Here is a 21,665-nt window from a genome sequence, read left to right on the forward strand (position 1 = left end):
TCGTTGCACGGGCGTGGTCACCCCCGTGATCGAGGGTTACCAGAGCGTAGGCGGCGGGGCTTGCCGCGTCCATAGACGGTCCAAGGTCCGGGCGGGATGGTTGTCCCGGTCCGGCGGGCGTGGTGGGATCGGTCGACATCCTGCCGTCGTCGTCGTGCGAGAGGTTTGCCATGACCAGCCCGAGCCACCCCACCACCCCCACCGCGGATCGCGAGCTGGACATCGTCGTCTACGGAGCGACGGGGTTTGTCGGGGGCCTGATCGCGGGCCACCTCGCCCGTCACGCGCCGGACGGCGTGCGGATCGCCCTCGCAGGACGCTCGGTCGGGCGTCTCGAGTCGGTGCGGGCGGGGCTGCCGGCCCGGGCCGCGGACTGGCCGCTCGTGGTGGCCGACTCGGACGACGCGGTGTCCCTGGCCACCATGGCGGTGCGGACCCGTGTGGTGCTGTCCACCGTCGGGCCCTACGCCCGGCACGGCCTGCCGCTGGTCGGTGTGTGCGCCGAGCTGGGCACGGATTACGTCGACCTCACGGGCGAGACCCTCTTCGTCCGCGACTCGATCGACCGCTTCGAGGAGGCGGCGCGTGAGTCGGGGGCGCGGATCGTGCACTCGTGCGGCTTCGACTCCGTGCCGTCCGACCTCGGGGTGCTGCTCACCGCGGACCGGGCCCACGAGGACGGCGAGGGCACGCTGCTCGAGACGACGCTGCACGTTCGGCGCATGCGGGGCGGCTTCAGCGGCGGGACCCTGGACTCCATGCGGGTGCAGGTCGACACCGTGCGGGGCGACCGGTCCAAGGTCCGCGTGGCGATCGACCCCTATGCCCTGAGCCCCGACCGCGACGCCGAGCCGGAGCCGGTCGGCCGCATCGGCCAGGTGTGGCTCGAGCGCAGCGCCGACACCGGGTCCTGGGCAGCCCCGTTCTTCATGGGCGCCTACAACGGTCAGGTCGTACGTCGCAGCAACGCGCTCGCGGGGTGGAGCTACGGCCGGGGGATGCGCTACCGCGAGGTCGTCGACACCGGACGCAAGGGCGCTGCGCCGCTCAAGGCGGTCGCGATGGCCGCCGTCATGCCGGCGTTGGTCACGGGCTTCTCCACCCCCGGGCTGCGGCAGGTCGTGGACCGGGTGCTGCCCTCGCCGGGCGAGGGGCCGAGCGAGAAGTCCCGCGCCGCGGGCGAGTTCGTCATGGAGGTCCACGCGACCACGACGACGGGCGCGCGCTTTTTGACGACCGTGTCAGCACCGTTCGACCCGGGCTACGACGGCACCGCCGTGATGATCGGCGAGGCCGCGCTGGCGCTGGTCCTCGACCGGCCGCGCCTGCCCGAGATCGCGGGTGTCCTCACCCCGGCCACCGGGCTGGGCGAGGTCTATGCCGCCCGCCTGGCCGACCAGGGCTTCACCATCGAGACCCGCAGGGCCTGACGGGCGCCGCATCTGCGGCGGCTATGCTCAGTCTTGTCCGCAGATGCGGTCAGGATGGGAGGCTCGTCGTGGAACGCATCCGGATCAAGGACGCCGCCGCGCTGCTCGGGGTCAGCGACGACACCGTGCGGCGGTGGGTCGACCAAGGCCAGCTCGGCGCCGGCAAGGACGCGTCGGGGCGCCTCGTCGTGGACGGGCCGGACCTCGCCCGCCTCGCCCGCGAGCAGGCGGCCGAGCTCCCCGACGTGCTCGGGGTCGGCTCCTCGGCCCGCAACCGCCTCGTCGGGCTGGTGACGGAGGTCGTCGCGGACGGCGTCATGGCCGAGGTGTCCCTGCAGTGCGGCCCGTTCACGATGGTCTCCCTGATGAGCCGCCGCTCGGCGGAGACGCTCGGGCTCGAGCCCGGGCGCGTGGCCGTGGCCGTCGTCAAGGCGACCACGGTGATCGTCGAGACCCCGGCGGGGCAGTCGTGACCGGCCGTATGCCGACCGCGCGTCGCACACCCCTGACCCGCACCGCGCTGGTCGCCGCCTCCGTGCTCGCCGCACCGGTCCTCGCCGTGTCCGCGTGCGGGGCCGCCACCGGCCCGAGCGGGAGCGCCGCGTCGGGGACCGGCGCCTCGGGCAGCAGCGCCGGTTCCTCGGGCTCGGGTTCCTCGGGCTCTGGCCCCTCCGGCTCGGCGACGGCTGGGGCGACGCGGACGCTCACGGTTTTCGCCGCCGCCAGCCTCCGGCAGACCTTCACCCGGCTCGGCGCGGAGTACGAGAAGTCGCACCCCGGCTCGACGGTGTCCTTCAGCTTCGCCGGGTCCAGCGACCTCGTGGCCCAGCTCGAGCAGGGGGCGCCGGCCGACGTGCTGGCGACCGCCGACGAGCGCACCATGACCAAGGCGCTCGGCGCACGCCTGCTCGGCGCCGAGCCACGCCCCTTCGCCACCAACACGCTCACGATCGTGACCCCGCCCGACAACCCCCGGCAGGTCACCCGCCTCGCCGACCTCGCGCGGGACGGGGTGTCCGTCGTCGTGTGCGCGCCCCCGGTGCCCTGCGGTGCCGCGACCGAGCGCGTCGAGAAGTCCTCGGGCGTCACGCTCAAGCCCGTCAGCGAGGAGCAGTCGGTGACCGACGTCCTCGGCAAGGTCCGGGCGGGCCAGGCGGACGCCGGCATCGTCTACGCCACCGACGCGCGGTCGGCGGGCTCCGCGGTGCGCCTCATACCGCTCCCCGAGGCCTCCGCCGCCGTCAACACCTATCCCATCGCCGTCACGTCGACGGCGCGCGGCGCCGACGCCCAGGCCTTCGTCGACCTCGTCACCGGTCCGCAGGGCCGGGCGGTGCTGACCGAAGCCGGGTTCCAGAAGCCGTGAGCCGCAGGGGTCCTCGCGTCGAGGCCGGCCGCCTGCCCTGGTGGGCCTGGCTGCCGGCGCTCGCGGGAGCGACGTTCGTGCTGCTGCCGCTCGTGGCGATGCTGGCCCAGGTCGACCGGTCGCGCTTCGTCGAGCTGGTGACCAGCGAGTCCTCGCTCGCGGCGCTGGGGCTGAGTCTGCGCACCGCGCTCGCCAGCACCGCGCTGTGCCTCGTCCTCGGGGTGCCGCTCGCGCTCGTCCTGGCCCGCACCCGACTGCCCGGTCTCGGCGTCCTGCGGGCCCTCGTCCTGCTGCCGCTGGTGCTGCCGCCGGTGGTGAGCGGGTTGGCGCTGCTGCTGACCTTCGGGCGGCGCGGGCTGCTCGGTCAGCACCTCGAGCTGATCGGCATCCGAGTGGGATTCACGTCCACGGCGGTGGTCCTCGCGCAGGCGTTCGTGGCGCTCCCGTTCCTCGTCGTGTCCCTCGAGGGGGCGCTGCGGTCGGCGGGGCAGCGCTACGAGACCGTGGCGGCGACGCTGGGGGCCTCACCGACCACCGTGCTGCGCCGCGTGACCCTCCCGCTCGTGCTGCCGGGGCTGCTGTCGGGGACGGTGCTGTGCTTCGCCCGCTCCCTGGGCGAGTTCGGCGCGACGCTCACCTTTGCCGGGTCGCTGCAGGGCGTCACCCGCACGCTCCCGCTCGAGGTCTATCTCCAGCGCGAGACGGATCCCGCTGCGGCCGTGGCGCTCTCGCTCGTCCTGGTCGTCGTCGCCGGGGTCGTCGTCGGACTGGTGCACCGCCCCAGTGCGCGGGAGCGTGTCGCGTGACGGCCCTCCAGGTGCGCGTGGAGGTCCCTGAGCGCGGGGTCGTCGTCGACGAGACCTTCGACGGGGCAGGGGTGTCCGCCCTCGTCGGCCCCAACGGTGCGGGCAAGTCCACGGTTCTCGAGGTCGTCGCCGGCCTGCTGCGGCCCCACCGCTGCCACGTGGTCCTCGGCGACCGCGTCCTCGTCGACACCGACGCCGGCACCTGGCTGCCGCCGCACCGGCGCCGCGTCGCGCTGCTCGGCCAGGACCCCCTCGCCTTTCCCCACCTGGACGTGCGCGGCAACGTGGCCTTCGGGCTGCGCGCCCAGGGGGTCCCGCGCCGCGAGGCGGGGGCGCGCGCAGACGCGTGGCTCGAGCGCCTCGACATCGCCCACCTCGCCCGGCGCCGCGGCTCCGAGCTGTCGGGCGGCCAGGCGCAGCGCGTCGCCCTCGCCCGCGCGCTCGCCGTCCAGCCCGACCTGCTCCTGCTCGACGAACCCCTGTCCGCCCTCGACGTCGAGGTCGCCGCCGACGTGCGGCACGTCCTGCGAGACCTGCTGCACGGCAGCGCGACCCGCGTCCTGCTCGTCACCCACGACCTGCTCGACGTCGTGTCGCTCGCGCACGACGTCACTGTCGTCGAGGCGGGCCGGGTCACGGAGCGAGGCCCCGCCGTCGAGCTGCTCGACGCACCCCGCAGCCCCTTCGCCGCGCGGTTCGTCGGCCGCAACCTCCTGCGGGGCGTGGTCATCGCCCCCGGACAGGTGCGGCTGCCCGACGGCCTCGTCGTCCACGGACGTGGCGACCTGCCGGTCGGCGCCGAGGCGGTGGCCCTGTGCGATCCGGCCGACGTCGCCGTGCACGTCGGACCCGTGACCGGCAGCCCGCGGACCGTCATACCGGCCCTCGTCACCGAGCTGGCCACCCACGCAGGCACCGTCCGCCTCTGGGCCCGGACCCCCTCCGGGGTGCGCGTCGGCGCAGACGTCACCGCCCTCGCCTGCGCCGAGCTCGGGCTGCGCCCCGGCAGCCCCGTCACCCTGGCCGTCAAGGCCCAGGCTGTGCGGATCCTGCCCGCACCCTGAGGGTCGGACGGGGTCGGATCAGGGGTGACCCTCATGGCGGGGCGGCCCGACGTCGGCCAGGCTGGAGCAACATCCACAACCGAGGAGGACACCCGTGAACTCGATCTACGCCGCCATGCGCAAGAACGGCCTCACCCGCCCGCGCTCCGGACGCATCGCCATGGGCGTCTGCGCCGGCATCGGCCGCAAGCTGGGCGTCGAGGCCAACATCGTGCGCCTCGTCTTCATCGCGTCGCTGATCATCCCCGGGTCGCAGGTGCTGGTCTACCTCGCCCTGATGATCCTCATGCCCGAGGACTGATCCTCGCCCCAGGCCACCGCCGAGTGGTCACGTCCGTGCGACTGAGGGGGACGTACGGACGTGACCACTCGGCGGTCCTGCGTCTCCGACTGGTCACTTCCCGCCGACTGGTCACTTCCCGATGGCGGGAAGTGACCAGTCGGCGAGGTGAGATCAGGTCTGCCAGGCTGGGCGCATGAGCCTGATCGAGACGCTGGACCTCCCGCTCGTCGCCGCACCCATGGCGGGTGGCCCCTCGAACCCCGCTCTCGTGGGGGCCTGCTGCAACGCCGGCGGCACGGGATTCCTCGCCGCCGGTTACAAGACCCCGGCGCAGGTCGCGGACCAGATCGCCGAGACCCACGACCTGGTGGGTGACCTGCCGTTCGGGGTCAATGTGTTCGTGCCCTCCGGGTCCGTGCGGGCGAACGAGGCGGAAGCCGTCGAGGCGTATCGCTCTGCGCTGCAGGCGGACGCCGAGCGGCTGGGTGCCGTCCTCCCCGAGCCGGACTGGTCCGACACCGACGCGTATGACGACAAGATCGCCCTGCTCACCCTCGTCGAACCGGTGGCGATGGTCTCGTTCACGTTCGGCCTCCCGTCGCCCGAGGTCGTCGGGGCGCTGCAGGAGGTCGGCAGCGAGGTGTGGGTCACCGTCACGAGCGAGGACGAGGCCGCGCACGCCGCGGCGCTGGGCGTGGACGTGCTGGTCGTGCAAGGGTTCGACGCGGGCGGGCACCGCTCGACGCACCGGGTCGAGGACGAGCCCAACCGTCTCGACGCGCTCGGCCTGCTGCCGCTGGTGACCGGCCTCGGCGTGGCGTGCGTCGCCGCGGGCGGCGTGGCCACCGGAGGTGACGTGAGGCGGCTGCTCGGCGCCGGGGCCGTGGGCGTGCAGGTCGGCACGGCGCTGCTGCTGACGCCCGAGGCCGGCACGTCGGCGGCGCACCGGGCGGGGCTGCGGCTGCCGGGGGCGTCGGCCGTGGTGACGCGGGCCTTCTCCGGGCGTCCCGCGCGGGGGCTGCGCAACGCCTTCGTCGAGGCCCATGACGGGGACGCGCCATCGGTGTTCCCGCAGGTCGACCAGCTCACCAAGCCGCTGCGCGCCGCCGCTGTCGCCGCCGGGGACCCGCAGGGCGTGTCGCTGTGGGCCGGCGCGGGCTGGCAGGCCTGCTCCGAGGCACCCGCGGCCGACGTGATCGCGTCCCTCGCCCCCTGACGGCTCCGCCCAGCAGCCCCGCCCCCTGAGCCAGGATCGTGAGTGCTTTCTCCAACATTCTTGGCCCAAGCACTCACGATGTCGGAGGTGGAGGGGCGCTTCCGGCGGCGCGTTGTGAGCTGGGGGCTCAGTTCGGGTCATCTGGAGGGGCTTTCGGGGCGTGTGCGCGGCGCGTCGTGAGCTGGGAGCTCAGTTCGGGTCGTCCGGAAGGCGTTTCGAGGGCTGTGGGCGGCGCGTCGTGAGCTGGGAGCTCAGTTCGGGTCGTCTGGCGGACGAATGGCGGGCGTGTCGCCATACGACCGGCTCGCTCCGACGGGCTCCCAGGCCAAGCGCCCCCTGAGCCAGGATCGTGAGTGCTTCGTCCAACATTCTTGGACCAAGCACACGATGTCGGAGGTTGAGGGGCTGGGGTCAGCGGTCGACCCACTTGTCGGCCGCGTCGCCGGCGGCGGGCGCGTGCGTGTCCAGGGCGGCGAGCAGCTCGTCCACCGTGGGGCGCGCGATCAGCAGCTCGCGATGGGACGGGCGCAGGAACTCCTCGTCGCGCGCGTGGTCGAGGAAGGTCAGCAGCGGCTGCCAGTAGCCGTCCACGTCGAGAGCGCCGACGGGCTTGCGGTGCAGCCCGAGCTGGGCCCACGTCAAGATCTCGGCGAGCTCCTCGAGCGTGCCCATCCCGCCGGGCAGGGCCACGAAACCGTCCGCCAGGTCGGCCATCAGCGCCTTGCGCTCGTGCATCGAGCCCACGACGTGCAGCTCGGTCAGCCCGTCGTGGCCGACCTCGTAGTCCATGAGGTGCTGCGGGATGACGCCCACCACCTCACCACCTGCCGCGAGGGTGGCCTCGGCCAGCATCCCCATGGTGCCCACGCGGGCCCCGCCATAGACGACGCGGGTCCCGCGCGCGGCGAGGGTGGCCCCGAGCTGGGCCACCGCGGCGGCATACGACGGGGACCGGCCGGGCGAGGAGCCGCAGAAGACGCACAGGGAACGCATGCCCGCAACTGTGCCACTCGATCTCGATCAGGTGACGTTCAGACATCTGATGTCGTATGCCGCCCCGCCTCCTTGCATACTGTTGCGCGCTGCCCAACGACGTGACAGGAACGCTGACATGGCCTACACCACGAGCCCGACCATCCCCGAGCCCAAGGAACGACCCCGGGACCGGTCTCACTGGCTCTACATCGCGGTGATCATCGCGGTGCTCGCCGGCATCACCTTCGGCATCGTCGCGCCCGACGCGGCCAAGGGCTGGAAGTGGGTCGGCGATGCGTTCGTCGACCTCATCAAGATGATGATCAGCCCCGTCATCTTCTGCACGATCGTCCTCGGCATCGGGTCCGTGCGAGCCGCAGCCACCGTCGGCAAGGCCGGCTCGATGGCGCTCGCCTACTTCCTCACCATGTCGACCTTCGCCCTGGCGATCGGCCTCGTCGTCGGCAACCTCATCCAGCCCGGTCACGGCATCAAGGTGATCCCCGGCTCCGGAGCCAAGCTCGCCGCGGACGCCGAGCACGCCGGTGGAACCGTCGAGTTCATCCGCGGGATCATCCCCGAGACCCTCTTCAGCTCGCTGATCTCGGGCTCCGTGCTGCAGACGCTCTTCGTGGCGCTGCTCGTCGGCTTCGCGATCCAGAAGCTGGGCAAGCAGGGCGAGCCTGCCCTCGCCGCCATCGCCCTCCTGCAGAAGGTCGTCTTCCGCATCCTGACCATGGTCCTGTGGCTCGCCCCGATCGGCGCGTTCGGCGCCATCGCCGCCGTCGTCGGCACCTCCGGCCCCAAGGCGGTCGGCGAGATGCTCAAGCTGATGTTCGGCTTCTACGTCACCTGCCTGCTCTTCGTTGTCGTCATCCTGGGCACCGTCCTGTGGCTGGTCGCCCGGGTCAACATCTTCAAGCTGCTGAAGTACCTCGGCCGCGAGTTCCTGCTCATCGTCGCCACCTCGTCGTCGGAGTCGGCGCTGCCGCACCTCATGGCCAAGATGACGCACGCCGGCGTCGACCGCTCCACCGTCGGCGTGGTCGTCCCCACCGGCTACTCGTTCAACCTCGACGGCACGGCGATCTACCTCACCATGGCGTCGATCTTCATCGCCGACGCGATGGGCAAGCCCATGAGCATGGGCGAGCAGATCGGTCTCCTGGTGTTCATGATCATCGCGTCCAAGGGCGCCGCCGGTGTCACGGGCGCCGGCCTCGCCACCCTCGCCGGCGGCCTGCAGGCCCACCGCCCCGAGCTGCTCGACGGCGTCGGCGTGATCGTCGGCATCGACCGCTTCATGTCGGAGGCGCGCGCTGTCACCAACTTCGCCGGCAACGCCGTCGCGACCATGGTCATCGGTCGGTGGACCGGCACGCTCGACAAGGCGCAGGCCGACGCCGTCCTCGGGGGCCACGACCCCTTCGACTACGCCACGCTGGACGAGGACCCGCACGCCACCGAGGTGCGACCGGGCCGGGTGCCCCGCCCCGTCAACCCCGCCGACCGCCTGCAGCCGACGCCGCAGGTCAACCTGGACGAGTATGCCGCGCACGCGCGTCACGCCGACGGGTCGACCCGCACCGACGACTGACGGCACCCGCCGGCACCCTGCAACGCCGAGTGGTCAGTTCCCGACGTCGGGAACTGACCACTCGGCGTTGGAGACGGGCGTCGCTGGTGGCAGAGTCGGGGCCATGAGCGACAGCGACGCCGCGGGCCGACGTGACCTCGTGGACCCGGTGGACCCCTGGACCAGCGAGCAGGTCATCACCTATGCCGACGAGACCACGGGGCTACGGGCGGTCATCGCGATCGACGACACGACCCTCGGTCCGGGCTTCGGCGGCGTGCGGTGGCGGCCCTATCCCTCGACCGCGGCGGCCATCCGCGAGGCGCAGCGGCTCGCCCGGGCCATGACCTTCAAGCACGCCCTGGCCGAGCTGCCGTACGGCGGAGCCAAGTCCGTGATCATGGCGGACGGGGTCACGCGCGACGAGCCGGCGCGGCGGGCCTTGTTCGAGGCGTTCGGGGACGCCGTGGCCCGCACGCACGGTCTCTACATCCCCGGGGTCGACATGGGCACCACGCTCGCGGACATGGACGTCATCCGCTCCCGCGGCGCCCGCGTCTACTGCGCGGACGCCGACCCCTCGCCGTGGACCGCGCGCGGTGCCTACGTCGCCATGCGGGCCGGGGTGCAGCGGGCGTATGACGTCCCGACGCTGGCCGGCCTCACCGTGGCCGTCCAGGGTGCGGGCAACGTCGGGGGCGAGCTCGCCCGGCTGGCGGCACGCGACGGCGCCCGGGTGCTCGTGGCCGACGTGGACGCCGAGCGCGCGGCGTCGGTCGCCGCCGAGTGCGGTGGCGAGGTCGTGGACGTCGCGGAGGTCGTGACCTGCGAGTGCGACGTGCTCGCCCCGTCCGCCGTCGCGCGGGTGGTGACGATGGACGTCGTGCCGCGGCTGCGGTGCCGGGTCATCGCCGGCGCCGCCAACGACATCCTCGACGAGCCGTCCTGCGAGCAGGCGCTGTCGGAGCGGGGGATCACCTTCGTCCCCGACTTCGTCGCCAACGCCGGGGGAGTGATCCACGAGCACGCCCGCGCCCAAGGGTGGGACGACGCGCGGCTCACCGCCGCGGTGGACGCGATCGGGCCGCGCGTCACCGACCTGCTCGAGCAGGCCGGTGACGGTAGCGCGGTCGAGGCCGCCCTGTCGCGCGGGCGCGCCCGCCTGGCGGCGGCCCGGCGCTGACGCCGCTGATCCCGGTCGCCCACGTACGCCCGACCGGCGACCGGCGACCGGCGCCCGGCATACGACCCCGGCTCGATCAGGCCGCCCTCAGTGCTGCTCGTTGGGGTCCTCGTCGGCGTCCTGCTTGGTCGCGTGACGCGTGCCGTGCACGTGGTCCGGCGGGCCGTAGAGCGAGTAGACCTTGAGCACCGTGTCGCCGATGTTGACGACGTTGTGCCAGGAGCCGGCGGGGACCATCACGATGTCGTCGTCCGACACGACCTCCTGGAACTGCAGGTCGTTGCTGGCCTTGCCCATCATCACGCGGCCCCGGCCGGCCTCGACCCGCAGGAACTGGTCGGTGTCGTCGTGCATCTCGAGGCCGATCTCGCCCCCCGGCGGGATCGCCATGACCGTCAGCTGCAGGTGCTCACCGGTCCACAGGGTGTCGCGAAACATGGTGTTGTCGAGCGTCGCTCGCTCGATGTCGGTCACGAACGGTGCAGGGCCCTGGTCGGCCATGTCCACTCCTCTGGCTCGGGTGCTGTGGTCCCTCCACCCTAGACTCAGGCTCTGACACACCCCACCCGAGGAGGCCCCGTGGCCCGCGTGCCCAGCGACTGGGAGCAGATCGTCGCCGCCGACCCCACCCACTCCGAGCGCTACGTCGAGCGGTTCCGTCGGATGGCGCGCGAGGGGCACGACCTGGCCGGCGAGGCGCGGATGGTCGACGCCATGCTCGGGCGCGGCTCGCGGATCCTCGACGCCGGGTGCGGACCCGGCCGGGTCGGGGCCTTCCTGCACGAGCTCGGGCACACGGTCGTCGGGGTCGACGTCGACCCGGTGCTGATCGAGGCCGCCGAGGCCGACCACCCCGGCCCGACCTGGCTGGTGGGTGACCTCGCCGAGCTGGACCTGCCGGCGCGGGGGATCGACGAAGGGTTCGACGTCGTGGTGTGCGGCGGCAACGTCATGACCTTCCTGGCCGCGAGCACGCGGGTGGAGGTGCTGCGCCGGATGGGGTCGCACCTGGCCGACGGCGGGCGCCTGGTCGTGGGGTTCGGCAGCGGGCGCGGCTACGACTTCGGGGCGTTCCGGATGGACGCGCGCGTGGCGGGGCTCACCGAGTCGCTGATGCTGTCGTCGTGGGATCTGCGGCCGTTCCGTCAGGGCAGCGGGTTCCTCGTGGCGGTGCTCGAGCGCTGACGCAGGCGCGTCTCCTCGGCCACGGTGCGGGGGAGCGTGGCCTCCACGACCCCGGCGGACGTGCCGACGAGCAGTCGCCGACCGAGCAGCGGATGACCCGGCGGCCCGGGCAGCACGGCCACCTCGTCGGAACCCTCGTCGGACCCCTCGACCTCGACGTCGTCATCGGGCGGCGGCAGACCAGCGCCGCTCGATCGCGCCACGACCGACACCTCGCCGGTCCAGTCCTGCAGCTCCAGCACGGTGTCGCGACCTCGGCCTCCGCCGAGATCGAGCCCGCGGCCGCTGCCGGGACCGTGAGCATGACCATGACCGTATGGCGCGTCGCCCACCAGGCGCCACGGCTGCCACGGCCCGCTCCGCAGCGCCGATCGCCACGCGAGCATGCGTGCCCCGGCCACCCCGGCCCAGCCGAGACCCACCACCAGCGGGAGACGCAGGAGGTTCTGCCACCACTGCGTGACGGCGGACGGGGCGGGGTCGTCGACCGCGCCCACCGTCTCGGGGTCGTCCGGGTCGACGACCACCGTCAGCTGCGTGCCCACCGGCACCACCTGCGGATCCACGCCGTGCACGACCGAGGCATAGGTCCGGCCGCCCTCCACGTGGGTCACCCGGACCCACGGGGAGTGACCGAGCCCGGTGTAGGTCCACCCCGAGGCCGTCACCTGCGCCGGCGTGCGGACCCCGCGGTCGTGCAGCTCTGCGCTCGCCATACGCGACATCAGTCCCGTGCCCAGCAGGAGCAGGAGTGCTGCCGCCGCGAGGGCGAGCGGCGGGACCAGCCGGCTGCGGCAGGCGCGCTGCCAGGCAGGCGCGGTCCCGGGGTCGTCCCAGGCCGCCTCGTCGGTATCCACTCCCGCGCCGCCGCCGGCGCCTTCGTCCACGCCACCAGGCAGGTCGGCCGTCGCCAGCACGACCCAACGCTCGGGGTGGTGGGCGCGGATGCGCGCGGTGACGCGGTCGCGCGCCCGGCCCATCAGGGACCAGCCCGTCAGCAGGGCCGCTGCGACGAGACCGACCACGACGACGGTGGGGTTGACGGCCGGGGGCTGGCCGGGTCCTCGGTGCCGGGCCCACCCGACGAACGCGTGCGCCGCGACGCCCAGCACCAGGATCACGGCGCAGGTCAGGGCACCGACCCGGATCCGGTCGGTCGCAGCGGTCCGCATGGGTCCACCTCCACGTGGGCACGCGCCTCCGACGGAGGCGGCTCGCACGGCCACTCTGGCACGCTGGGCAGCCCGTCCGGGGGAGCAGCGCCGTGGGCGCCGGTCGGCAGTTCGGACCAGACCGATCCAAGGATTAAAATACCTCCGCTGCCCCCGTGCGCGGGGCCAGCGCGTCGTTCAGCCCCAGCGACAGACCGTGCGCCGTCTCGGTGCCCACCCCCATGGTTCTGGAGCGACGTGAGCGACCTGCGTGACGACCGACCCACGATCCGCCCGGCGTCGTGGCGGGTCGAGGTGCACAGCCCCAATGACCTGGCCTGGTCGATCTCTCCCGAGCTCTACGCCCTCCACGGTCTCGAGCCCGGTCGAGGACCGGACGGGCTGGACCTGTTCCTGGCTCACATCGACCCGGCCGACGCCGACCTCGCGGAGCGGGCCGCCGCGGCTCTCCAGCGGGGCGAGGCCTTCGCCCACCGCCGGCGCCTCGTCCGGCCCGACGGCCAGGCACGTGACGTGCTCGCCGTGGGCCTCGGGGAGTATGACGAGGCCGGCACCCTGGTCGGGGCGTCCGGCTACCTGCTCGACGTGGGACCCATGGTGCAGCGGGCGGTCGCGGAGGAGATGACCGGTCAGCTGGACGAGGTCGTCGAGGCCCGCGCGATCATCGAGCAGGCCAAGGGGGTCCTCGTCGTGGCCTACGGGATCACCGCGGACCACGCCTTCGCCCTGCTCGGGTGGTACTCCCAGCGCACCAACACCCGGGTGCGGGCCATCGCCGCCCGCCTGGTCGAGGGCGCCACCTCCCGCGTCGGCGACCCGGCCGACCTGGACCGGATCCTGTCGGTGCTGCTCGACCCGCGCTGCGCGGCCCTGCGGGATGCCCCTGAGGGGGGTGGCGCCCAGAACTGGGCCGCCGCGCGCATGCCGCCGGTCGTGACCGTGCGCCGTCACCGCGGCGTCCCGGTCATCGCGGTCACGGGTGACGTCGACGCCGCGCGGGCCGCCGAGGTGGTCCCGCAGCTGCGCGACGAGCTGGCCGCCCTGCCCCGGCCGACCCAGCCCCACGTCCTCGACCTGTCGGGGGTGGGCTATCTCGGGCCGGCCGCGGTGATGGCGGTGGCCGGTGTCGCGGCCAAGCACCTGTCCACCCCGGCCGACCTGCGCATCGTCGCCGGGGGCGCCCGCGCCCAGCTCGTCGCGGCGGGCCTGCCGCGGAGCCGGGTCGTGCGCCGCAGCGGCGCCTCCGAGTCGGTCTGACCCCCGAGCCTGCCCCGAAGGGGTCACCCCGGGTGACGTCCGCCGCGGGCACGGCATACGGTCTGGTCATGGGCACTCTCCCCGCACCGCGCGACATCTCCGGCCCCGAGGCGACCGCCGCGATCCACGAGCAGGGCGCGCACCTCGTCACCTGGACCCCCACCGGCGGGCAGCCGGTGCTGTGGGTCAGCCGCGACACCCTCCTCGAGGAGGGGACGGCGATCCGGGGCGGGGTGCCGATCTGCTTCCCGTGGTTCGGCCCCGGCCGCTCCGGCGACCGCAAGCCCTCCCACGGACCCGCGCGCACCACGCGCTGGGAGCCGGTCGTGATCGAGGAGGGGCGGGCCGAGCTGACCCTCACCCTGGGTGCGCTCCGCGCGACGTATGCCGTCCGCGCCGGCCGCCGCCTCGAGCTCGCGCTGCGCGTCACCAACGTCGGGTCGCAGGAGGAGACCTACGAGGAGGCGCTGCACACCTACCTCGCCGTCGGCGACGTGCGGCAGGTGTCGCTCGAGGGGCTCGACCGCGCGTCCTACGTCGACAAGACCGACCAGGGCGCGACGCGGCGCCAGGAGGGTCCGGTGACCCTGCGGGGCGAGACCGACCGCGTCTATCGGTCGGCCTGCCCCGTCACCGTCGTCGACCCGGTGCTCGGGCGGCGGCTGCGCATCACGACGTCCGGCTCGGCCAGCACCGTGGTGTGGAACCCCTGGGCGGACAAGGCCGCCGGCCTCGCCGACATGGGCGACGACGAGTGGACCGGGATGGTCTGCGTCGAGGGCGGCAACGTGCTCGCCGACGAGATCACCCTGGCGCCGGGGGACTCGCACACGCTGCGCTACGAGATCGAGGTGCTCCCGCTCTAGCGGGCCGGGTGCAGGGCAGCCTCAGGTGATCTCGGCCCACGCCGCGGCGATCGCGGCCACGGCTCGCTCCAGCGTCTCCACCGGCTGCGTGAACGGCGTCCGCAGGTAGCCCTCCAGGCCGCTGCGGTCAGGGCTGAACGCCGCGCCCGGCGCCAGCCGCACTCCGCGCCGCGCAGCGGCCGTGACCAGGGCGGACGATCGTGGCTGCGGGAGGCGCCACCACAGGCTGAGCCCACCGCGGGGGACCTGGGCCTCCCAGCCCGGCAGGGTCGCGGTGACGAGGGCGTGCAGGCTGTCGCGCTGGTGGACCAGGGCGGCGCGCCGCTCGGTGTCCGGCTGGGGGTGGCGCAGCAGGTCGGCCAGGGCGATCTGCTCGAGGACCGGGGCGCCGAGGTCGAGGGAGAGCCGCGCCTGCTGCACGGCCGCCAGGAGCGGCCCCTCGGCGCGGACCCACCCGAGCCGCAGGCCGCCCCAGTGCGACTTGCTGCACGAGCCGACGCTGATGGCCGGGCCGTGCGCCGCCACGGGGCGGGGCAGCACGGGGGCGTCCAGGGCCATGTCGATCGGCGTCTCGTCGACGACCAGCGGCACGCCGGCGCGCGCGAGGCCGCGGACCAGGAGCGCGCGACCGTCGTCGTCCAGCAGGTGACCCGTCGGGTTGTGGAAGTCCGGGATCAGCAGGGCCGCCCTGGCCCGCGAGGCCGCCGCCGCCGTCACGATCCCCTCGACGTCGAACCCGTCCTCGGTCATGGGCACCGCCACCGGTCGCGAGCCCTGCCGCTGCAGCGCGGCGATCGAGTTGGGATAGCTCGGGGACTCCAGGACCACCCGGTCGCCCGGCGAGGCCAGGGCGCGGAGCACGGCGGCGACCCCGGCCAGCGCGCCGCTGGTGATGATCACCTGGTCAGGCGTGGTCGGCACCCCGCGCGCGGCATAGTGCTCGGCCACCGCCTCCCGGAGCACGGGGAGCCCGGCCGGGTGGTAGCCGCTGCCCGCGAAGTAGCGCGGGAGCTGGGCGATGGCCCGCTCGAACGCCGCCACGAGCCCTGGCACCGTCGGCGGCACGGTAACGGTGAGGTCGGCGACGGTCGGAGGCGCGTCCCCGCTCAGCGTGCGCCCTGGCAGCCCGAAGGGCTCCTCGCCGGCGGGAGCGGGCGGCCCCGGCAGGCGCGTGCGGGTGCCGGACCCCTGCCGCGCCTCGGCGTAGCCCCGCTCCACGAGGTCGGCGTAGGCCCGTGCCACGGTCGTCCGGCTGACGCCGAGCTCGGCCGTGAGGGCTCGCTCGCCGGGCAGGGTCGTGTCGGGGAGGACACGTCCGTCAGCGACGAGCAGCCGGATGCCGTCCGCGAGCCAGCGATAGGCCGGGACGCCCGGGCCGGCCGGCCCCAGCTGTTGCGCCAGGCGGTGCGGAGTGAGGCGGCGGGGCGTCATACGGTCCACTATGACTCAAGTGGCTATGTCGGACCAGTCCACTTGTGGGGGATGATGGTCGTATGACGCGCCCCACCCGCTCCCTCCAGCCGATGACCCCGATGCAGCAGCTGCGCGCCGGCCGCCTGCCGCGACGGCTGGTGCAGCTCATGGTGGGGCTCACCCTCTATGGCATCTCGATGAGCATGATCATCCAGGCGGCGCTGGGGCTCGACCCGTGGGACGTGTTCCACGTCGGGGTCGCCCTGCACCTGCCCATGTCGATCGGCGTCACCGTGATCGTCGTCGGCGTGGCCGTGCTGCTGGCGTGGATCCCGCTGCGGCAGTGGCCCGGTCTCGGCACCGTCGCCAACGCCATCTGGATCGGCGTCGCCACCGACTGGACCCTGAGCTGGCTCGACGCGCCCTCCTCGCTGTGGGTGCGGGCGGTCTTCCTCGTCGCGGGGATCGTGCTCAACGGCCTGGCGGGCGCGCTCTACATCGGCGCGCAGCTCGGGCCCGGCCCCCGCGACGGCCTGATGACCGGCCTTGCCCACCGCACCGGCCTGTCGTTGCGGCTCGTGCGGACCTCGCTGGAGGTCGCCGTGCTCGCGATCGGCTGGCTGCTCGGCGGCGGCGTGGGCCTCGGCACCGTGCTGTATGCCGTGGGGATCGGCCCGATCGTGCAGCACCTCCTGCCCTGGTGCATCGTCCCGGTCACGGACCCCACCCCCTCGCCGAGTGGTCACCTGCCGACGGCTTCGCGCGTCGGGAAGTGACCACTCGGCGGAAGGTGACCAGTCGGCGGGAGGTGACCAGTCGGCGGGAGGTGACCGGAGCGGGGCTAGGGGGCGGCGGGCAGGCCCTCGTCCGCGCTGGGCGTCGCCGGGAGGGCTGCGGTGTGGCCGCGCCGACGGGTGCGCCGCTCGATCAGCCCGGCCAGCGTGGTGAGGGTGTAGTTCATCGCGATGTAGAGGACGGCGACGAAGATCAGGGCGGGCACGACGTTGCCCTGCCAGGACCCGATCTGGTCGGCCTTGCGGAGCAGCTCCTCGTAGAGGATGACGTAGCCCAGCGCCGTGTCCTTGAGGACGACGACGAGCTGGCTGACCAGCGACGGAAGCATCGCGGTGAGGGCCTGGGGCAGCTGCACCGAGCGCATCACCTGGCCGGGGCGCAGGCCGATCGAGAGCCCGGCCTCGGCCTGACCCTTGGGCAGGTTGTTGACGCCGGAGCGGATGAGCTCGGCGATGACGGCGCCGTTGTAGAAGGTGAGCCCGGTGACGACGCCCGCGAGGGACTCGTAGCCCGGGAACATCCCGCGGTTGACGAAGAGGGCGTAGCTGCCCAGCATCATGACGAGCACGGGGATCGCGCGGAAGACCTCGACGACCGCGCTGCACAGCCACCGCACCGGCCGCACGGACGACAGGCGCCCGACGCCGAGCAGCAGGCCGATCACGCCGGCGGCGGCGATGGAGATCGCCGCGGCACGCAGGGTGCCGAGGATGCCGGGCAGGAGGTACTCCGACCACACGTCGGTCCACAGCAGGGGACGCCACTTGGCGGCGTCGAGCTGCCCCTTGGCGGCGAACTGCATCAGGATCCAGACCCCGATGCCGATCGCGATCAGCAGCAGGACTCCGGCCACGATGCGCTGGTTGCGGCGGGTCCGCGGCCCGGGGGCGTCGAACAGGACGGACGCGTCGGAGCTCATCGCTTGACCTCCATGCGGGTGGCGAGCCGGGTGAAGAACAGGCCGGTCGGCAGGGTGAGGATCACGAAGCCCAGGGCGACGATCAGGAAGAAGGTCATGATCGCGTCGGGCCGGTCCTCGATGACCTGCGCCTGCAGGTAGGAGATCTCCGCGACGCCGATCACCGACACGACCGTGGTGTTCTTGGTCAGGGCGATCAGGGTGTTGCCCAGCGGCACGATCGCCGCGCGGAAGGCCTGGGGCAGCACGATCTGGGTCAGCGTCTGGCGGAAGCCGAGGCCGAGGGAGCGCGCCGCCTCGGCCTGCCCGACGGGCACGGTGTTGACGCCCGACCGCAGCGCCTCGCAGACGAAGGCCGCGGTGTAGATCGACAGCGCCGCGACGGCGAACCGGAAGTTGTTGTCGCTGATGAAGGTCGGCGACTGCGCGCTGGCGAGGCGCAGGTTGAGCTGCGCGACCAGGCCGAGGGAGCAGAAGACGACGATCAGCGTCAGCGGGGTGTTGCGGACGATGTTGACGTAGAGCGCGCCGAGGAAGCGCAGCATCGGGACGGGGGACAGGCGGAAGATCGCGAGGATCGTCCCGATGACGAGGGCGCCGATGCCGGACAGGACCGTGAGCTTGATGGTCATCCAGAACGCGCCGAGGATGTCGAACTCGCTGAAGAGCTCTTGCATCCGCACTCCTTGGGGGTGAGGGGACCGGCGGGGTGGCGGTGAGCACGTATGCCGGGGCGCTCCCGGCATACGTGCTCACCGTGCGGCGCGCCTCCCCGCCGCGAGGAGGGGAGGGCGCGGACCGGCCGAGGTCAGGCGCAGGCGGCGGGCTTCGGGGGGTTCTTGCTGGTGTCGACCTTGAACCCGCCGGTGCCGAGGTTCTTGTCGACGGCCTTCTGCCACTCGCCGGACGAGATGTACTTGTTGATCGCGTCGGTGACCTTCTGGCAGGTGGCGGTGTCGCCCTTCTTGACGCCGACGCCGTAGTTCTCGGTGCTGAAGGTCTTGCCGACGACCTTGAGCTTGCCTTGGTACTGCGACTGGCCGGCGTAGCCCGCGAGGATCGTGTTGTCGGTGCTCAGGGCGTCGATGGAGCCGCTGGACAGGGCCTCGACGCACTTGGAGTAGGTGTCGTACTCCTGGAGCTGCACGTTGGGGTACTGGTCCTTGATCTTGGTGGCCGAGGTGGAGCCCTTGACCGAGCAGAGCTTCTTGCCGGACAGGGCGTCGGGGCCGGTGATCGAGGTGTCGTCGGCGCGGACCAGCAGGTCCTGGCCGGCGACGAAGTACGGCCCGGCGAAGGAGACCTTCTCCTTGCGCTTGTCGGTGATCGAGTAGGTGCCGACGATGTAGGCGACCTTGCCCGCCTGCAGCGTGGCCTCGCGCTGGGCGCTGACGGCCTCGACGAACTCGGGGGTCTTGCCCATCTCCTTGGCGATGTACTTGGCCAGGTCGACGTCGAAGCCGGAGTAGCTCGAGCCCTCCTTGAGGCCCAGGCCGGGCTGGTCGAACTTGATGCCGACCTTGATGGTCTCCCCGCCGGCCGCGCCGGAGGCGGCGCCGGACGAACCGGAGCCCGAGCTGCTGCTGGAGCTGCCGCAGGCGGCGATGGAGGTGGCGGCGAGCGCGATGGCTGCGGCGGCGGTGGTGGTGCGACGGATCGTCATGAGATCTCCTCGGGTGGTGGCCGGTGGGCCGGCTCAGTGGGTGAGGATCTTGCCGAGGAAGTCCTTGGCGCGATCCGACTGCGGGTTGGTGAAGAACTGCTCGGGGGTGGCCTGCTCGACGATCTGCCCGTCCGACATGAAGACGACGCGGTCCGCGGCCTTGCGGGCGAAGCCCATCTCGTGGGTGACGACGATCATCGTCATGCCGGTGCGGGCGAGCTGGGTCATGACGTCGAGGACCTCGTTGATCATCTCCGGGTCGAGGGCCGACGTCGGCTCGTCGAACAGCATGACCTTGGGGTCCATGGCGAGGGACCGGGCGATCGCGACGCGCTGCTGCTGGCCGCCGGAGAGCTGGGCGGGGTACTTGTCGGCCTGGTGGCCGACGCCGACGCGGTCGAGGAGCTGGCGGGCACGAGCCTCGGCGTCCTTCTTGCCGAGCCCGCGGACCTTCATCGGGCCCAGGGTGACGTTGTCGAGGATCGTCTTGTGGGCGAAGAGGTTGAACGACTGGAAGACCATGCCCACGTCGGACCGCAGCTGGGCCAGCGCCTTGCCCTCCTCGGGGAGGGGTCGGCCGTCGATGGAGATGGAGCCGGACTCGATGGTCTCGAGCCGGTTGATGGTGCGGCACAGGGTCGACTTGCCCGAGCCGGAGGGGCCGATCAGGACGACGACCTCCCCCTCGTGGACCGTCAGGTCGATGTCGCGGAGGACGTGGAGGTCTCCGAAGTGCTTGTTGACCTGCTCCATCACCACGAGGGGACGGCGGTCGCCCGAGGGCGGGGTGGCGGCGGTGCTCATGGAGGGGAGAGTAGCCCCAGCGTCCGACAGGGTCTCCCCCCGAGCACCTTAGGTACGCGAACGGTTGGCAGATCGTGACCATGACGTGCAACCTGAGAGACGGCGCCCGCGTCATTCGGGTGTCAGCACCTCTTGGGGAGGGAAGGGAACCGCATGGACGAGCGCGACGAGGAGTTCACTGCTTTCGTGGCAACACGCTCCGGACCGTTGCTCCGCTACGCGTACCTGCTGACGGGTGATCACGCCTCGGCGGAGGACCTGCTCCAGAGCACTCTGGTCAAGGTCTACCTGTCGTGGCACAAGATCGCGGACCACCGGTCCGTCGATGCCTACACCCGCACGGCCATGACGCGCACCAACATCTCGGTGTGGCGCAAGGTGGGGCGGCGTGAGTACGCAACGGAGACGACACCCGACGAGGCCGTCGAGGATCGGCACGACATCGACGAGCGGGACGGGATGTGGGCGCTGCTGCAGACGCTCGGGTCCCGTCAGCGCACGGCGCTCGTGCTCCGGTTCTACGAGGACCTCCCGGAGGCGGAGATAGCAGACATCATGGGGTGCTCCTTGGGCACGGTGAAGAGCCAGATCTCACGCGGCCTGGCCAACCTTCGCAAGGTCGTGCCTGCACGTGACGAGATGTGGGAGAGGGGGTTGGGTCATGCGGGATGACGAGCTCGGACGCCTGGTGAGGCGTTCGCTGGAGGGGCACGCCGACGACGTGCGGCCCTCGCCCGACCTCGGCGAGTGGGTCGTCGAGCGCGGCAAGGTCGTGCGCCGTCGCCGCCGGGTGACCGCCATGGCCGGGGCCGGCACGACGCTGGCGCTGGTGGTGGGGGCGGCGGTCCTCGTGCCGCGGCTCGCGGACGGCCAGGATCCCGAGGACAAGGTCGTCCCTGCGACACCCCCGACGTCGCAGGTCACGACCGCGCCCGCGATCCCCTCGCCCACGCCCACCAGCACGGGCACCAGCGCGCCCGAGCCCACCTCGGAGCCGCCGTCGGTCCCCCGGTCGACGGCGACGTCCCCGACGGACGTCCCGTCGGCCACGGCCACGGCGACGCGCACCGCCCCGACGAGCACGCCCACCGCGAGCGGGACCCTCGCGCCCGATCCGGGGTCGACCTTCGAGACGCCCTTCGGGCCGGTGGCGTTCCCCACCGGCACCAGCGTCAAGATCGCGGGCACGCGTGCCGGGGACCGCTACCTCGCGCTCGTGGGCTCCAACGACGACCAGACGGACTCGGCGCCGCCCAACCAGGCTCGCCTCCTGAGCGTGGCGAGCGACGGCACCGCGATCGTCCTCGCCTCGGCCGGCAACGGGTCCGCCCACAGCTTCGCCACCAGCCCCAACGGCCGGTTCGTCGTCGTCGCGATCCACGACGACGGCGGCGAGCGCCTCGAGGCCTATCGCGTCGGACAGCTCGGTGCGCGGGCGTCATACATCGTCCCGGAGGAGTGGCAGGGCGAGATCGTCGGCTGGGCCACCGAGGGCGTCACCATCAAGGGGACGCAGTCGGCGCACGAGCTCACGTGGCAGATGGACTCCGGACGGGTCACCGTGCGGCCGGCTCCCGACGCCCCGCCGACCACGCTGGTCACCGGGCGCTAGGTTGGCGGGGACGACCGTCGTGGGTCGTCCCCGCCGGTCGTCCGCCGGTCGTCGGTCGTCCGCCGGTCGTCGGTCGGCCG

Annotated in this window: 23 protein-coding genes; 15 read left to right on the forward strand and 8 right to left on the reverse strand. The window is 72.9% G+C overall.

Annotated elements, in window-relative coordinates; all coding sequences use genetic code 11:
• The first annotated feature begins 170 nt into the window (after positions 1 to 170).
• The 7 genes from B4E97_RS10685 to B4E97_RS10715 all read left to right on the forward strand — a co-directional run bounded on the left by B4E97_RS10685 (position 171) and on the right by B4E97_RS10715 (position 6,165).
• A complete protein-coding gene (locus B4E97_RS10685; RefSeq protein ID WP_286959833.1) occupies positions 171 to 1,430 on the forward strand; it encodes a saccharopine dehydrogenase family protein in 1,260 nt (419 codons plus the stop codon).
• A gap of 68 nt (positions 1,431 to 1,498) precedes the next feature.
• On the forward strand, positions 1,499 to 1,903 hold the full coding sequence (locus tag B4E97_RS10690; RefSeq protein ID WP_019286673.1) for a TOBE domain-containing protein: 405 nt from the start codon (positions 1,499 to 1,501) through the stop codon (positions 1,901 to 1,903).
• A gap of 8 nt (positions 1,904 to 1,911) precedes the next feature.
• Positions 1,912 to 2,796: a molybdate ABC transporter substrate-binding protein gene (gene modA / locus B4E97_RS10695; RefSeq protein ID WP_286959834.1), complete on the forward strand. Its 885-nt coding sequence runs from the start codon at positions 1,912 to 1,914 to the stop codon at positions 2,794 to 2,796.
• Positions 2,793 to 3,602 carry an ABC transporter permease gene (locus B4E97_RS10700; RefSeq protein ID WP_414632794.1) on the forward strand — a complete coding sequence of 270 codons (810 nt, stop codon included), beginning with the start codon at positions 2,793 to 2,795 and terminating at the stop codon, positions 3,600 to 3,602. Before modA ends, B4E97_RS10700 begins: the two co-directional genes overlap by 4 nt.
• Positions 3,599 to 4,666 carry a sulfate/molybdate ABC transporter ATP-binding protein gene (locus B4E97_RS10705; protein WP_286959835.1) on the forward strand — a complete coding sequence of 356 codons (1,068 nt, stop codon included), beginning with the start codon at positions 3,599 to 3,601 and terminating at the stop codon, positions 4,664 to 4,666. The genes B4E97_RS10700 and B4E97_RS10705 overlap by 4 nt, the downstream gene beginning before the upstream one ends.
• Before the next feature lie 94 nt (positions 4,667 to 4,760).
• Complete coding sequence (locus B4E97_RS10710; RefSeq protein ID WP_239261874.1) at positions 4,761 to 4,967, forward strand: PspC domain-containing protein; 207 nt, start codon at positions 4,761 to 4,763, stop codon at positions 4,965 to 4,967.
• Positions 4,968 to 5,142: 175 nt separating this feature from the next.
• Entirely contained in the window at positions 5,143 to 6,165 is a 1,023-nt protein-coding gene (locus B4E97_RS10715; RefSeq protein ID WP_286959836.1) for a nitronate monooxygenase, read from the forward strand.
• A 411-nt stretch (positions 6,166 to 6,576) separates the two neighbouring features.
• Here the strand turns inward: B4E97_RS10715 and B4E97_RS10720 are convergent, their stop codons facing one another.
• Complete coding sequence (locus B4E97_RS10720; protein WP_019286666.1) at positions 6,577 to 7,158, reverse strand: TIGR00730 family Rossman fold protein; 582 nt, start codon at positions 7,156 to 7,158, stop codon at positions 6,577 to 6,579.
• A gap of 118 nt (positions 7,159 to 7,276) precedes the next feature.
• Between B4E97_RS10720 and B4E97_RS10725 the strand changes: the two genes are divergently transcribed.
• Together B4E97_RS10725 and B4E97_RS10730 are read left to right on the forward strand one after the other, a co-directional pair.
• A complete protein-coding gene (locus B4E97_RS10725; RefSeq protein WP_286959837.1) occupies positions 7,277 to 8,737 on the forward strand; it encodes a cation:dicarboxylate symporter family transporter in 1,461 nt (486 codons plus the stop codon).
• Between the two features lie 103 nt (positions 8,738 to 8,840).
• Entirely contained in the window at positions 8,841 to 9,899 is a 1,059-nt protein-coding gene (locus B4E97_RS10730; RefSeq protein WP_051274152.1) for a Glu/Leu/Phe/Val dehydrogenase dimerization domain-containing protein, read from the forward strand.
• A gap of 87 nt (positions 9,900 to 9,986) precedes the next feature.
• Here B4E97_RS10730 and B4E97_RS10735 read toward each other — a convergent pair whose 3' ends face one another.
• Positions 9,987 to 10,400: a cupin domain-containing protein gene (locus B4E97_RS10735; protein ID WP_286959839.1), complete on the reverse strand. Its 414-nt coding sequence runs from the start codon at positions 10,398 to 10,400 to the stop codon at positions 9,987 to 9,989.
• Positions 10,401 to 10,478: 78 nt separating this feature from the next.
• On the opposite strand from B4E97_RS10735, the gene B4E97_RS10740 reads away from it, so the two are divergent.
• Positions 10,479 to 11,084 carry a class I SAM-dependent methyltransferase gene (locus tag B4E97_RS10740; RefSeq protein ID WP_019286661.1) on the forward strand — a complete coding sequence of 202 codons (606 nt, stop codon included), beginning with the start codon at positions 10,479 to 10,481 and terminating at the stop codon, positions 11,082 to 11,084.
• Here the strand turns inward: B4E97_RS10740 and B4E97_RS10745 are convergent.
• On the reverse strand, positions 11,045 to 12,256 hold the full coding sequence (locus B4E97_RS10745; RefSeq protein ID WP_286959840.1) for a DUF3592 domain-containing protein: 1,212 nt from the start codon (positions 12,254 to 12,256) through the stop codon (positions 11,045 to 11,047). The genes B4E97_RS10740 and B4E97_RS10745 overlap by 40 nt on opposite strands.
• 237 nt (positions 12,257 to 12,493) lie before the next feature.
• Between B4E97_RS10745 and B4E97_RS10750 the strand changes: the two genes are divergently transcribed.
• Positions 12,494 to 13,513, forward strand: coding sequence for an ANTAR domain-containing protein (locus tag B4E97_RS10750; RefSeq protein ID WP_286959841.1), 1,020 nt, complete (start codon positions 12,494 to 12,496; stop codon positions 13,511 to 13,513).
• Between the two features lie 68 nt (positions 13,514 to 13,581).
• Positions 13,582 to 14,379, forward strand: a complete 798-nt coding sequence (locus B4E97_RS10755; protein ID WP_286959842.1) for a D-hexose-6-phosphate mutarotase — start codon at positions 13,582 to 13,584, stop codon at positions 14,377 to 14,379.
• Between the two features lie 21 nt (positions 14,380 to 14,400).
• On the opposite strand, the gene B4E97_RS10760 is transcribed toward B4E97_RS10755, so the two are convergent.
• A complete protein-coding gene (locus B4E97_RS10760; RefSeq protein WP_286959843.1) occupies positions 14,401 to 15,810 on the reverse strand; it encodes a PLP-dependent aminotransferase family protein in 1,410 nt (469 codons plus the stop codon).
• A gap of 62 nt (positions 15,811 to 15,872) precedes the next feature.
• Here B4E97_RS10760 and B4E97_RS10765 point away from each other — a divergent pair, with 62 nt between their 5' ends.
• Complete coding sequence (locus B4E97_RS10765) at positions 15,873 to 16,568, forward strand: YczE/YyaS/YitT family protein (protein WP_239261891.1); 696 nt, start codon at positions 15,873 to 15,875, stop codon at positions 16,566 to 16,568.
• A gap of 65 nt (positions 16,569 to 16,633) precedes the next feature.
• On the opposite strand, the gene B4E97_RS10770 is transcribed toward B4E97_RS10765, so the two are convergent.
• The 4 genes from B4E97_RS10770 to B4E97_RS10785 form a co-directional block, all read right to left on the reverse strand.
• Positions 16,634 to 17,506: an amino acid ABC transporter permease gene (locus B4E97_RS10770; protein WP_286959844.1), complete on the reverse strand. Its 873-nt coding sequence runs from the start codon at positions 17,504 to 17,506 to the stop codon at positions 16,634 to 16,636.
• Complete coding sequence (locus B4E97_RS10775) at positions 17,503 to 18,183, reverse strand: amino acid ABC transporter permease (RefSeq protein WP_019286656.1); 681 nt, start codon at positions 18,181 to 18,183, stop codon at positions 17,503 to 17,505. The genes B4E97_RS10770 and B4E97_RS10775 overlap by 4 nt, the downstream gene beginning before the upstream one ends.
• 131 nt (positions 18,184 to 18,314) lie before the next feature.
• A complete protein-coding gene (locus B4E97_RS10780; RefSeq protein ID WP_239261895.1) occupies positions 18,315 to 19,169 on the reverse strand; it encodes a glutamate ABC transporter substrate-binding protein in 855 nt (284 codons plus the stop codon).
• A gap of 33 nt (positions 19,170 to 19,202) precedes the next feature.
• Positions 19,203 to 19,922 (reverse strand): amino acid ABC transporter ATP-binding protein, encoded by a 720-nt coding sequence (locus B4E97_RS10785; RefSeq protein ID WP_414632796.1) that lies wholly within the window; start codon positions 19,920 to 19,922, stop codon positions 19,203 to 19,205.
• 204 nt (positions 19,923 to 20,126) lie between these two features.
• Here B4E97_RS10785 and B4E97_RS10790 point away from each other — a divergent pair, with 204 nt between their 5' ends.
• Both B4E97_RS10790 and B4E97_RS10795 read left to right on the forward strand, forming a co-directional pair.
• Positions 20,127 to 20,645 carry a SigE family RNA polymerase sigma factor gene (locus B4E97_RS10790; RefSeq protein ID WP_019286653.1) on the forward strand — a complete coding sequence of 173 codons (519 nt, stop codon included), beginning with the start codon at positions 20,127 to 20,129 and terminating at the stop codon, positions 20,643 to 20,645.
• A complete protein-coding gene (locus tag B4E97_RS10795) occupies positions 20,635 to 21,585 on the forward strand; it encodes a hypothetical protein (protein WP_286959845.1) in 951 nt (316 codons plus the stop codon). Before B4E97_RS10790 ends, B4E97_RS10795 begins: the two co-directional genes overlap by 11 nt.
• The last annotated feature ends 80 nt before the right edge of the window (positions 21,586 to 21,665 follow it).

The organism is Arsenicicoccus sp. UBA7492, assembly GCF_002479615.1.
In the GTDB taxonomy this organism is placed as follows: Bacteria; Actinomycetota; Actinomycetes; order Actinomycetales; family Dermatophilaceae; genus Arsenicicoccus; species Arsenicicoccus bolidensis.